The organism is Collinsella sp. AF15-51 (assembly GCF_003462845.1).
Taxonomy (GTDB): domain Bacteria; phylum Actinomycetota; class Coriobacteriia; order Coriobacteriales; family Coriobacteriaceae; genus Collinsella.
This window is the reverse complement of sequence record NZ_QRYG01000030.1, coordinates 1-12,700: the sequence shown is the minus strand read 5'-3', so window position 1 is coordinate 12,700 and position 12,700 is coordinate 1. Positions and strand designations below refer to the sequence as shown.

At 60.8% G+C, this 12,700-nt stretch carries 12 protein-coding genes and 2 tRNA genes; 13 read left to right on the top strand and 1 reads right to left on the bottom strand.

Annotation, left to right across the window (positions count from 1 at the left end):
- Window positions 1–191 precede the first annotated feature (191 nt).
- Window positions 192–267: transfer RNA gene (locus DWW51_RS09880), tRNA-Val, on the bottom strand.
- Between the two features lie 187 nt (window positions 268–454).
- On the opposite strand from DWW51_RS09880, the gene asnB reads away from it, so the two are divergent.
- From asnB to lysS, 13 genes are all read left to right on the top strand, one after another.
- Window positions 455–2,335 (top strand): asparagine synthase (glutamine-hydrolyzing), encoded by a 1,881-nt coding sequence (gene asnB / locus DWW51_RS09875; RefSeq protein WP_117774380.1) that lies wholly within the window; start codon window positions 455–457, stop codon window positions 2,333–2,335.
- A gap of 111 nt (window positions 2,336–2,446) precedes the next feature.
- Window positions 2,447–4,009: a Mur ligase family protein gene (locus DWW51_RS09870; RefSeq protein WP_117774379.1), complete on the top strand. Its 1,563-nt coding sequence runs from the start codon at window positions 2,447–2,449 to the stop codon at window positions 4,007–4,009.
- A 107-nt stretch (window positions 4,010–4,116) separates the two neighbouring features.
- On the top strand, window positions 4,117–5,028 hold the full coding sequence (locus tag DWW51_RS09865; RefSeq protein WP_117774378.1) for an HAD family hydrolase: 912 nt from the start codon (window positions 4,117–4,119) through the stop codon (window positions 5,026–5,028).
- A 51-nt stretch (window positions 5,029–5,079) separates the two neighbouring features.
- Window positions 5,080–5,964, top strand: coding sequence for a glutamate racemase (murI, locus tag DWW51_RS09860; protein WP_117774377.1), 885 nt, complete (start codon window positions 5,080–5,082; stop codon window positions 5,962–5,964).
- Window positions 5,965–6,018: 54 nt separating this feature from the next.
- Complete coding sequence (rph, locus tag DWW51_RS09855; RefSeq protein ID WP_117774376.1) at window positions 6,019–6,744, top strand: ribonuclease PH; 726 nt, start codon at window positions 6,019–6,021, stop codon at window positions 6,742–6,744.
- A 143-nt stretch (window positions 6,745–6,887) separates the two neighbouring features.
- Window positions 6,888–7,529 (top strand): RdgB/HAM1 family non-canonical purine NTP pyrophosphatase, encoded by a 642-nt coding sequence (gene rdgB, locus DWW51_RS09850; RefSeq protein ID WP_022094898.1) that lies wholly within the window; start codon window positions 6,888–6,890, stop codon window positions 7,527–7,529.
- 3 nt (window positions 7,530–7,532) lie between these two features.
- The gene (dtd, locus tag DWW51_RS09845; protein WP_089572532.1) at window positions 7,533–7,979 is read left to right on the top strand and encodes a D-aminoacyl-tRNA deacylase; all 447 of its coding nucleotides are present in this window, start codon (window positions 7,533–7,535) and stop codon (window positions 7,977–7,979) included.
- Window positions 7,980–8,093: 114 nt separating this feature from the next.
- The gene (locus DWW51_RS09840) at window positions 8,094–8,390 is read left to right on the top strand and encodes a Veg family protein (RefSeq protein ID WP_006234957.1); all 297 of its coding nucleotides are present in this window, start codon (window positions 8,094–8,096) and stop codon (window positions 8,388–8,390) included.
- A 2-nt stretch (window positions 8,391–8,392) separates the two neighbouring features.
- A complete protein-coding gene (ispE, locus tag DWW51_RS09835) occupies window positions 8,393–9,289 on the top strand; it encodes a 4-(cytidine 5'-diphospho)-2-C-methyl-D-erythritol kinase (protein ID WP_117774375.1) in 897 nt (298 codons plus the stop codon).
- 49 nt (window positions 9,290–9,338) lie between these two features.
- Window positions 9,339–9,415: transfer RNA gene (locus DWW51_RS09830), tRNA-Pro, on the top strand.
- Window positions 9,416–9,527: 112 nt separating this feature from the next.
- Complete coding sequence (gene tatA / locus DWW51_RS09825; protein WP_197032256.1) at window positions 9,528–9,803, top strand: twin-arginine translocase TatA/TatE family subunit; 276 nt, start codon at window positions 9,528–9,530, stop codon at window positions 9,801–9,803.
- A gap of 106 nt (window positions 9,804–9,909) precedes the next feature.
- Complete coding sequence (gene greA / locus DWW51_RS09820; protein ID WP_006234960.1) at window positions 9,910–10,380, top strand: transcription elongation factor GreA; 471 nt, start codon at window positions 9,910–9,912, stop codon at window positions 10,378–10,380.
- Between the two features lie 79 nt (window positions 10,381–10,459).
- Entirely contained in the window at window positions 10,460–12,424 is a 1,965-nt protein-coding gene (gene lysS, locus DWW51_RS09815) for a lysine--tRNA ligase (RefSeq protein WP_117774373.1), read from the top strand.
- Window positions 12,425–12,700 lie beyond the last annotated feature (276 nt).

Genomic DNA, 12,700 nt, shown 5'->3' with positions numbered 1-12,700 from the left:
AAATCAGTGGTGGGCGATGAGGGATGTCGCGTGCGGCTGACGCCGCCCGCTTTCGCTTCGGGCCTGCGGCCCTCGCGTGCTGCGCTGGAAAACGCTTCGCGTTTCCTCAGCTTCGCACCCTGTCGGGTTCGAATCCCATGCGCTGGGCCCAAACAAAAACGGTCCCCTTGCGAGGACCGTTTCCAATTCAATGGTGGGCGATGAGGGATTCGAACCCCCAGCCTTGTGCGTGTAAAGCACCTGCGCTAACCGTTGCGCCAATCGCCCGTGCGGAGAGAGTATAGCAAAACAATCGCCCCATTCACCTCATATCCATTAAAGGTAACCGGCGCGTGTCACAGCGGAGCTGATTCAGTTGAGATTGCCTGAACATTCCGCCCCTCTTTACGCCCTCGGGTATACTCAAAAGCTACTGATTCGATTTGATGCCCAGCAACAGCAGAGGGGATAGTATATGTGCGGTTTTGTCGGTTTTGTCGGTGGGACGGATAACCAATCCGAGGTGCTCACCAAGATGATGGACCGCATCGTCCATCGTGGTCCCGACATGGGCGGCCAGTTTATCGAGGGCCGCGTTGCCCTGGGCTTCCGCCGCCTGTCGATCCTCGACCTGACCGAGGCTGGCGCTCAGCCCATGGCCAATGAGGACGGCAGCGTCGTTATCGTCTTCAACGGCGAGATCTACAACTTCCAGGAGCTTCGCTCCGAGCTCGAGGCCAAGGGCTATAAGTTCCACTGTGGAGCCGACACCGAGAGCCTCCTGCACGGCTACGAGGAGTGGGGCGAGGCCGTACTCGATCGCCTGCGCGGCATGTACGCCTTCGTCATCTGGGACAAGAAGAAGAACAAGCTTTTTGGCGCCCGCGACATCTTTGGCATCAAGCCGCTCTACTACTATCCCATGGCCGATGCGGGTGACGGCGCTCCGGGCGTGCTCTTTGGTTCCGAGATCAAGAGCTTCCTGGACTACCCGCACTTCCACAAGGCGGTCAACAAAAAGGCCCTGCGTCCGTACATGACGCTGCAGTATTCGGCAACCGAGGAGACCTTCTTCGAGGGTGTCTACAAGCTGCCGCCGGCGCATTACTTTACCGTAGACATCCCGACCGGCAAGATGAACATCGAGCGCTATTGGGATTGCGATTACTCTGCCGTCGAGAAGCCGTTCGAGGAGTACGTCGACGAGCTGGATGAGGTCGTGCACGAGAGCGTCGAGGCCCATCGCATCGCCGACGTCAAGGTCGCGTCGTTCCTCTCCGGTGGCGTCGACTCCAGCTACATCGCCGCTTGCCTCATGCCCGACAAGACCTTCTCGGTGGGCTTCGATTACAAGAATTTCAACGAGACTAACTACGCCAAGGAACTTTCCGACAAGCTCGGCGTCGAGAATGTTCGCAAGATGATCACCGCCGACGAGTTCTTTGGCGCACTCGAGGACATCCAGTATCACATGGACGAGCCGCAGTCCAACCTGTCTTCCGTGCCGCTGTGGTTCTTGGCCGAGATGGCCCGCAAGGACGTCACCGTCGTGCTTTCGGGCGAAGGCGCCGATGAGCTCTTTGGCGGCTACGCCTACTACGAGGACACGGTCCCAGTCCGCAAGTACAAAAAGATGGTGCCGCTGCCCATCCGTCGCGCGCTCGGTAACCTGGCGCTGCATATGCCGTACTTCAAGGGCCATAACTTCCTGGTCAAGGGTGCCGAGATCCCTGAGAAGTCGTTCCTGGGACAGGCTCTGGTATGGCCGGAGCGCGAGGTCGACGGCGTGCTCAAGCCCGAGTACAACACCGGCGATGGCGCCTTTGAGCTCGCTGCACCCATCTACGCACGCGTGAAGGGTCAGCCCGAACTGGTCAAGAAGCAGTACCTGGACATGAACATGTGGCTCCCGGGCGACATTCTGCTCAAGGCCGACAAGATGTGCATGGCGCACTCGCTGGAGCTGCGCGTGCCCTTCCTGGACCGCAAAGTCATGGAGTTCGCCGAGCACATTCCCGATCGCTACCGCATCAACGAGAACGGCAACAAGCAGGTACTCCGCCACGCTGCCAACAAGTCGCTGCCCGATGAGTGGGCCACCCGTCCCAAGGTGGGCTTCCCGGTGCCGATTGTCTACTGGCTGCGCGAGCAAAAGTGGTACGACTATGTCAAGGAGTACTTCACCGCGCCGTGGGCAAGCGAGTTCTTCAATACCGACGAGCTCATGCACCTGCTCGATCTGCACTTTGCGGGCAAGGGCGATTTCCAGCGCAAGATCTATACGCCGCTCGTGTTCCTAGTGTGGTACAAGCGCTTCTTTATCGACGAGGACCAGCCCGCTGTTCAGGCTGCCTAGCCTCGGCTTACGAACGCCTGCGCGTAACGGCTCCTCCGGGAGCCGTTTTTGCGTGGGTGCGTTTCAGTTACTATAAAACCGTCCCTGCCAAATGGCTGAGAAAGGTGAAAGATGCACCATTCGGATTCCGCGACCGTGACCACGGTCGATACGCTTGCCAAGCTTCTCGATGTGTGCGGCGAGCTGCGCGCATCAGAGCAGGTTGACGAGCGCGCCGTGACCGGCTGCTCGTTTGATTCGCGCGCGGTCTCGGCAGGTGACGTATTCTTTTGCAAAGGTGCTGCCTTTAAGCCCGCGTTTTTGAGCATGGCGCTCGATGCGGGCGCCGTCGCATTTGTGTGCGAGGAGTCGCTGGTCGAGTCTCTGGAGCCGCTGGCGCAGGAGAGCGGTGCTGCGATGCTGGTTGTTGATAGTGTTCGCACGGCCATGGCCCTGTTGCCGCCGGAGGTCTACGACCGTCCCGACCACGACGTCAAGATCGTGGGCATCACCGGCACCAAGGGAAAGACCACGGCCGCTTTTATGCTCCAGTCCATCATCAAGGCGGCGGGCGAGTCCTGCGGCATGATCGGCTCGGTGAGTACCGACGATGGTATCGAGTGCTACGAGAGCACCAACACCACGCCCGAGGCCCCCGAGGTTTGGCGCCATATCGCCAACTGCCGCACGTCCGGTCGCCAGTCCATGGTCATGGAGGTCTCGAGCCAGGCGCTCAAGTACCAACGCGTCGAGAATCTGCCGTTTGACGTGGCGTGCTTCCTCAACATCGGCCGCGACCACATCTCGCCGATCGAACACCCCACGTTTGAGGATTATTTTGAGAGCAAGCTTAGGATCTTTGACCAGGCAAAGACCGCCGTGGTGAATCTGGGCACCGATGAGGTTGACCGTGTGCTAGAGGCAGCGTCGACGGCCGAGCGCTTGGTGACCGTTGGCGTCGAGCATCCCGAGGCAAGCCTGTGGGCGAGCGATGTCCGCATGCTCGGCTTTAACATCGAGTTCAACTTGCACGGCATGAGCGCCGACGAGCCCGAGGCGGGGGAGAAGGTCCTGCTGGGTATCGCGGGCGACTTTAACGTGGAAAACGCGCTGGTCGCTATCGCCGCTGCGCGCGAGATCGGCATCGGTATCGAGGCTATCAAGAAGGGCCTCTCCAAACTGCGTGTGCCGGGCCGCATGGAGGTCGTGGAGTCGAAGGACGGCCGCGTGATCTGCGTCGTTGACTATGCGCACAACCAGCTTTCGTTCCGTTCGCTTTTCTCGTCGGTCAAGCGCGCGTTTCCCGCTAGCCCCGTCATTGCGCTGTTTGGCGCCGCCGGCGGCAAGGCGCAGGAGCGCCGCGAGCAATTGCCACGCGAGGCCGCACCGTATTCCGACCTGATGATCTTTACGAACGAGGATCCAGCTCACGAGGACCCGATGAAGGTCTGTCGCGAGCTTGCCGAGCATGTTCCCGACGATACGCCGAACAAGATCATCCTCGACCGCGAAGCCGCTGTGCATGCGGCGTTCAAGGCGGCGCGCGAGGAGTACGTCAACCCCGATGCTCCCACCATTGTCTTGCTGCTGGCAAAGGGTGACGAGGAGCTCATGCACGTGGGCGACGAGTTCGTGCCCATCGAGAGCGACCTTTCGCTGGCCAATCGCCTGATCGATGTTACCCAGTTTGACTAATGAACCATGATGGCGGCGGCGCCCTGAGTGCGCTGTCGCCATAAGCGTGTTCCCTCAATCAAAACATGCCGTCCAAGTCCAAACCCTTCTACGTAAACGGAGTAACCATGTCCCACAACACCTTGCCGACCGTTGCCGAGCTTTCGGGCGAGATGCGCGAGCGCTTGGCCAAGGTCAAGTACGTCTTTACCGACCTGGATGCCACGATGCTCGCGCCCGGCTCGTGCGTGCTGCGCGACAACGACGACAACCCCTCGACCAAACTCGTCGAGGCCGTCGTGGCGCTCGCTCGCGCTGGCATTCAGGTGGTTCCCACCTCGGGCCGCAACCGTACCATGATCCACGAGGACGCGCGCGTGCTCGGCCTCAACTCCTACATTGGTGAGATGGGCGGCCTGGTCATGTACGACCTCAAAGCCAACGATTGGGAGTATCTGACTGGCGACATGCCTTACGACCCCGCCTGCGGCCTTACTCCGCACCAGGTGATCGAGCAGACCGGCGTGTGCGAGAAGATTCTTGCCCGCTGGCCGCACAAGATCGAGTATCACAACGACATGTCGACCGGCTACAAGTACCGCGAGGTCACCGTCGGCATGCGCGGCGATGTGCCCGACAATGAGGTCCAGGCCATCCTGGACGAGGCCGGCTGCGGCCTGGTGTGGGCCTGTAACGGTCACCTGACGCATCTGTCCAAGCCGACGACGCTCGAGCTCGATCGCGTCGAGGACGGTCGCGCGTTTAACATCAATCCCGCCGGCCTCAACAAGGGCGTTGCCATCGCGCGCTTCTGCGAGCACCTGGGGATCGAGCGCGAGGAGACGCTCGCGCTCGGCGATTCCGAGTCCGACTTCTACATGGCCGATCACGTGGGCACGTTCTGCCTGGTCGAGAATGGCCTGACGAGCGCCGGTGCGCCCGAGTTCCTGGCTGCTTGCGAGAACGCTTTCGTTACGCGCGGCAAAATTGTCGACGGTTGGGCGGCGACGGCAGAGCTGCTGGTCGCGGCGCGTTCGTAGCGCGGCGTCGCCGCACTTGGACATGTCTTTTCGAGAGAGACTGGTGAGGTAATGTCCGATATCGAGAATCCGACAGGCGACACGCGCCCGATTGGCGTGTTCGATTCTGGTTTGGGCGGTCTGACGGTTGCGCGCGCCATCGCGACGGTGCTGCCGCGCGAGTCCGTCTACTACTTCGGCGACACCAAACGCTGCCCCTACGGCACGCGCACCGAGGATGAGGTGCGCTCGTTTGCGTTGCAGGCGGGCCGTTGGCTGTCGAAGCACGACGTCAAGATTATGGTCATCGCCTGCAACACGGCGACAGCTGCGGCCTTGCGTCTGGCCCAGCAGGTGCTCGACGTTCCCGTGATCGGCGTGATCGCGCCGGGTGCCCGTGCGGCAATCAACAGCACCCGCACGCGTCGCGTGGGCGTGCTCGCCACCAACCTCACCATTCGCTCGGGCGCTTACACGCGCGCCATTCAGGACCTAGATGCCGGCGTCGACGTATACGGCTGCCCCGCCTCGAGCTTTGTCGAGGTTGTCGAACACGAGCTCGCCTCGGGTGCGCATCTGCAAGAGCAGTGGCTTGAGAACGAGGACATCTTCGATACGCCTGCCGTGCGTGCGCTGGTGGGTGCCACGGTTGAGCCACTGCGCGACCACGGTATCGATACCGTGGTGCTCGGCTGTACGCATTTTCCGCTGTTGGTGGGACCTATCCGCCATGCGCTGGGGCCTGGGGTACGCGTCGTGAGTTCCGCCGAGGAGACCACGCGCGAGCTGACCGATATCCTCACGCGCCGCGAGCAGCTGGCGGGCGTCGCCGCCGAGCCGCAGCATCGTTTTGCCACGACGGCCGATAACATTGCCGAGTTTGCGGTGGCGGGCAGCTTTATCTTTGGTCAGCCGCTCAAGAGCATTGAGCATATCGATATCGATGAGCTGAAATAGATGTAAGGCCGCCGTCAGAGCCTTCGCCACACCTTTTGCCGAAAGGATTTTTCTATGGAGTACATGCAGGTCAACCGCGCCAACGGTCGCGCCGCCAACGAGTTGCGCCCCGTTAAGCTCACCCGTGGCGTCATGAAGCACGCCCACGGCTCGTGTTTTGCCGAGTTCGGTGACACGCGCGTGTTGTGCGCCGCCACAATCGAGGAGGGCGTGCCGGGCTGGCGAAAGGGAGCTAAGGTCGGCTGGGTGACCGCGGAATACGCCATGCTGCCGGCGTCGACCGGCAAGCGCTGCAAGCGCGAGCACGCCAACCGCAAGGGTCGCTCCATGGAGATCGAGCGCCTCATTGGCCGCAGCCTGCGTACCGTCGTCAACATGAAGGCGCTCGGCGAGTACACCGTCACCGTCGACTGCGATGTGATTCAGGCCGATGGCGGCACGCGTACAGCGAGCATCACCGGCGCCTGGGTGGCGCTGCACGACGCCCTCGCCATGTGGGTCGAGGCGGGCAAGATCGAGCGCATCCCGCTTACCGGCCAGGTGGCTGCAATCTCCATGGGCGTTGTCGACGGCAATACGCTGCTTGACCTCGATTATTCCGAGGACAGCCATGCCGAAGTCGACATGAACCTCGTCGCCACCGACACCGGTGAGATGATCGAGCTCCAGGGCACTGGCGAGCAGGCGCCCTTTGACCGTAAGCGCCTCAACGCCCTGCTCGACCTGGGCGACAAAGGCATCGCCGAGCTCATCGAGCTTCAGCGCCAAGCCATCGCCTAACCTGCCAAAAAGGGACAGGTTTATTTTGGCAGGTTTTATCTGGGAAAACGTCGAAGTATAAGACTGCCGTTGATTGAGAGGGGAGAGGCGGAGGCCCTCGTCGCCCTCGGCGCGGCATTGCTATAGAGACAAGGAGACCACTCATGGCACTTGAGAAGATCGACATCGACACCCTCGACCCGGCGGCGACCATTGTCGTGGCAACGGGCAACGCCCATAAGCTCACCGAGATCGAGGCCATTTTAGGCAAGGTCATGCCCGAGGTTCGCTTTGTGGCGCTCGGCCAGCTGGGCGATTTTGAGGACCCCGAGGAAAACGGCACGACGTTTTTGGAGAACGCCATCATCAAGGCGCAGGCTGCCGTCGAAGAGACGGGGCTCATGGCCATCGCCGACGATTCTGGCTTGGTCGTCGACGCGCTTGACGGCGAGCCGGGCGTGTATAGCGCGCGCTATGCGGGCGTGCACGGAGACGATGCCGCCAACAACGCCAAGCTTCTCGTTAACCTGGAAGGCGTGGCGGACGAGGACCGCACCGCGCGCTTTATGAGCGTCGTTGCGCTTATCGACACGGATGGTCTGGTCACCTATGGCGAGGGCGCCTGCGAGGGCGTTATCGCACACGAGGGCCGCGGCGATCACGGCTTTGGCTATGACCCGCTGTTCCTGCCGGTCGACACGCCGGGCAAGACCATGGCCGAGCTGACGGCGGACGAGAAGAACGCCATCAGCCATCGTTTCCACGCGCTCGAGCATCTGTCCGCCAAACTGACGGGCGAGGAGTAGGCCGTGCGTGCGGTGGTGCAGCGCGTACTCAACGCCGGCGTGACGGTCGACGGCGAGTGCGTGGGCAAAATTGGGCGCGGCTATCTGGTGCTGCTGGGCGTGGGCCACGGCGACACGCGCGCCGAGGCCGATAAGCTGTGGGGCAAGCTCCGCGGCTTGCGCATTAACGAGGACGAGAACGGCAAGACCAACCTGGCACTTGCCGATGTCGACGGCGAGGTTCTCGTAGTGTCGCAGTTCACGCTGTTCGCCGATTGCCGTCACGGCCGCCGCCCATCGTTTACGGATGCCGGCGCCCCCGATGTCGCCAACGAGCTCTACGAGTACTTCCTGACGCTCGTTCGTCAAGATGTCGAACACGTGGCGCATGGCATCTTTGGCGCCGATATGAAAGTCGACCTCGTCAACGACGGCCCATTCACCATCGTCCTCGATACCGACAATCTGTAAGTAGCCAAATTAGCTACTTGCGCGTGGTCGCAACAGGGTGCTATAGTATTAGAGTTTTGTCTATCTTAGGGGTATTATCCCCTTTTTGAATTGCACCTTCTGGAGGCCCTGTTCATGGAAGAGATGGAAGTCAATCACGTCGACGACATCCACGAGAAGCTGACCGATATGGTGGGCGATCGCGTCAAGGTGAAGGCCAACATGGGCCGCACCCGCGTCGTCGAGCGCATGGGCACCATCAAGAGCGTCCACCCCGCCGTCTTTATCGTCGAGGTTGACGAACGTCGCGGCCGCAAGTCGCGTCAGTCCTACCAGTATATCGATGTCCTCACCGGGCAGGTCGAGCTGTTCGACCCCGAGAGCGGTGAGCACATTTTTACCCCGCTCGGCAATCAGCTCGAGGAGCACTAACGGTGACCGATCGGTCCCTGACTCTTTCCGCGCCGGCAAAGATTAACCTCTACCTGGGGGTTCATACCGAGCGCGATGACCGCGGCTACCACAGGGTCGATTCCCTGATGGCAGCCGTCGGTCTTTCCGATTCCGTGACGGTCGCGCCGGCGCAGGCGCTGACCGTCCAGACGGTTCCGGCATCAGATTTTCCCATGCAAAAGAATACGGCGTATCGGGCTGCGGTTGCTATGGCCGAGCATTATGGTTGCGAGGCAAACATCTGCGTGACGATTGAGAAGCGCATTCCATTGTGCGCCGGCTTGGGCGGCCCCTCGACGGACGCGGCCGCGGTCATTGTCGCCTTGGCGGAGCTCTGGGGAATTGATCGCACCGACCCCGCGCTCGACGACATTGCGCGGGGTATTGGTGCTGACGTCCCGTTCTTTTTGCACGCGAGCCTTGCGTTCTACGTAGGTGGGGGAGACGTGCTGGCAACTGAGTATCCCGCGCTGCCCGCAACGCCCGTCGTGTTGGTCAAGCCGCGCGAGGCAAGCGTTTCAACAATTGAAGCCTATCGACGTTTTGACGAGGCTCCGGTGCCTGCAGACAAGCCCGGCGCGATAGCTTCTGCCTTGCATGCTGGTGATGCCGAGACGGCATATGCGCTCATCCATAACAACCTAGGTGTCATTTCCGCACAGATGGAGCCGCAGATTCAAACGGTTCTCGATTGGCTGCGTAAACAGGACGGCACCGTTGCTGTAGATGTGTGCGGATCGGGTGCCTGCTCATTTGCCATTTGCGACACCGCCGCCACGGCCGAAAGGCTTGCCGACGCTGCCCTGCAAAACGGCTGGTGGTCCTGCGCGACGGAGCTCATTCCCAACACGGTTCGCATCGAAGTGCCAAAGAAGTAAAAATTTCTCTAGCACACGACGGAAATCTTTGTTACTATAGTCGAGCTAACGGGTTGTGGCTCAGTTTGGTAGAGCACTGCGTTCGGGACGCAGGGGTCGCTGGTTCAAATCCAGTCAACCCGACCAGAGCATGAGGAGGGACCGCTTCTTGCGGTCCCTTTTTTTAGCTATTGTTGTGATACCGCGATACCCGCGGTATACTCATTCGAGCTTGTCTCGCTGTATTGTGGAGGTCTACATGTTTGGACTGAGGGCTCCTGAGCTCATCATTATTCTCGTCGTTGTCCTGATTATCTTCGGGCCCAAGAACCTGCCGAAGCTCGGCAAGTCCCTCGGCTCTACCGTCAAGAATATCCGCGAGGGTATGGAGGGCGACGATAAGGCCGAGACCAAGCAGGCCGAGGAGGTCGTGGTCGAGCAGTCCGAGGAGGACAAGGAGATCGCTGAGCTCGAGGCCAAGCTCGCTGCTGCCAAGAAGAAGCAGGCAGGGGACAGCGACGCGGACGCAGAGTAGTCCCATCCCTTTGGGGTGAGCACCTGACCGGCTTGCCCGCAGGCTAGCCGGTCTTTTTCGTTTTGTTGACAGTTGATTGTTTGATCAGAGTTGGGGAGATATCCGTATGGACGCAAGCCAGATCGTACTGACCGCTGAGGGCCGCCAGAAGCTCGTCGAGGAGCTCGCTTGGCGTGAGGGCGATTACGCCAAGGAGATCGTCGAGGACATCAAGGAAGCCCGCGCGTTCGGCGACCTTTCGGAGAACTCCGAGTACGATGCCGCCAAGGACAAGCAGGCCCAGAACGCCGCTCGTATTGCCGAGATCCAGGCCATCCTTGCCAACGCTCAGGTTGCTGCCACCACAGGTGATCTGACCGTCTCCATCGGTTCCACCGTTTCTCTGATTGATCCCAACGGTGAGGTCATGGAAGTCACGCTCGTCGGTACCACCGAGACCAACTCGCTCGAGCACAAGATTTCCAACGAGTCTCCGGTCGGCCACGCCATCATCGGTCACGGCGAGGGCGACTCCGTCGAGGTCGTTACGCCTTCCGGCAAGACTCGCGTCTACACCATCGCCAAGATTGCACGCTAGACCACGGTCCCGCGTAAAGGTATGTTTTCGCTCCCTGGGACCGAATCCTGGGGAGCGTTTTAGTTTGAGGAGCTAACTTATGGCAGAGAACCAGAACGCCGCAGATCAGGCATCGACGCTCAACGACGAGCGCGCCACCCGCCTGGCCAAGCGCGCCGCCCTGTTCGAGGCGGGCCAGAACCCCTATCCCGAGCACTCTGAGCTTGAGGACTACGTTGCCGATATCGAGGCTAAGTACGCCGAGCTTGCCGATGGCGAGGACACCGAGGACGTCGTGAAGATCGCCGGCCGCGTGGTCGCCAAGCGCGGTCAGGGCAAGATCATGTTCATCGTCGTGCGCGATGCGACTGCCGAGATTCAGCTGTTCTGCCGCATCAACGACATGGACGAGGCTGCATGGAATACGCTCAAGTCCCTCGACCTGGGCGACATCCTGGGCGTGACCGGCGTGGTTGTGCGCACCCAGCGCGGCCAGCTCTCCGTTGCCCCTAAGAGCGCGACCCTGCTTGCCAAGGCCGTTCGTCCGCTGCCCGAGAAGTTCCACGGTCTTTCCGACAAGGAGACCCGTTATCGTCAGCGCTACGTCGACCTGATCGCCAACGACGATGTCCGCGAGACCTTCCGCAAGCGTTCGCAGATTCTCTCCACCTTCCGCCGCTTCATGGAGTCCGACGGCTACATGGAAGTCGAGACCCCCATCCTGCAGACTATCCAGGGCGGCGCCACGGCTAAGCCGTTCATCACGCACTTCAACGCGCTCGACCAGGAGTGCTATCTGCGCATTGCTACCGAGCTGCATCTCAAGCGCTGCATCGTCGGCGGCTTTGAGCGCGTGTTCGAGATTGGCCGCATCTTCCGCAACGAGGGCATGGACCTCACCCACAACCCCGAGTTCACCACGATGGAGGCCTACCGTGCCTTCTCCGATCTCGAGGGCATGAAGGCGCTTGCCCAGGGCGTCATCAAGGCTGCCAACAAGGCCATCGGCAACCCCGAGGTCATCGAGTACCAGGGCCAGACCATCGATCTTTCCGGTGAGTGGGCAAGCCGCCCCATGACTGATATTGTCTCTGACGTGCTCGGCAAGAAAGTCACCATCGACACGCCGGTCGAGGAGCTTGCTGCCGCCGCGCGCGAGAAGGGCCTGGAGATCAAGCCCGAGTGGACTGCTGGCAAGATCATCGCCGAGATTTACGATGAGCTGGGCGAGGACACCATCGTCAACCCGACCTTCGTGTGCGATTACCCCATCGAGGTCAGCCCGCTTGCCAAGCGTTTTGAGGACGACCCGCGTCTGACGCACCGCTTTGAGCTGGTTATCGCCGGTCACGAGTACGCTAACGCGTTCTCCGAGCTCAACGACCCGGTCGACCAGGCCGAGCGCTTTGCCGCTCAGATGGCCGAGAAGGCTGGCGGTGACGACGAGGCCATGGAGTACGACGAGGACTACGTGCGCGCCCTCGAGTACGGCATGCCTCCCGCGGGCGGCATCGGCATCGGTATCGACCGCGTGGTCATGCTGCTCACCAACCAGGCCTCCATCCGCGACGTCCTGCTGTTCCCGCACATGAAGCCCGAGAAGGGTTTCCAGTCCGGTGCTGCTGCCGCCAAGGCCGCCGAGGCCGGCAACGCCTCGAGCCCGTTCGTCAAATCGCTCAAGCCTACGCTCGATTACTCTAAGATCGCCGTCGAGCCGCTGTTCGAGGAGTTTGTCGACTTTGATACCTTCTCCAAGAACGATTTCCGCGCCGTGAAGGTCAAGGCGTGCGAAGCCGTCAAGAAGTCCAAGAAGCTGCTGAACTTTACGCTCGACGACGGTACCGGTACCGACCGCACCATCCTTTCCGGCATCCATGAATACTATGAGCCCGAGGACTTGGTCGGCAAGACCCTGCTCGCCATCACCAACCTTCCTCCGCGCAAGATGATGGGCATTCCCAGCTGCGGCATGCTGATCAGCGCTATTCACGAGGAGGAGGGCGAGGAGCGCCTCAATCTGATTCAGCTCGACGCTTCCATCCCCGCCGGCGCAAAGATGTGCTAACTAGTTACGCGGTTCTACGAACCGCGTAACGGCTCGACGCTGCGCGCCGCCCAGGGCGACAATTTGTCATTCAAAAGGTAAGGCATGACCAGAAGGTCTATGTCTTGCCTTTTTCATGCCAACTTGTTCGCCCTGGACGTCGCTCGCTGTCCGTCCTCTACCTGCGGCGTTGCCTTGGTTGGCACTTAGGGACGTTCTTAAACGACTAGCCATTCAAGAACGTCCATTACAGTCTGAAATAGGCCATCGATAAATTTCGATGGCGAGCATTCGGCG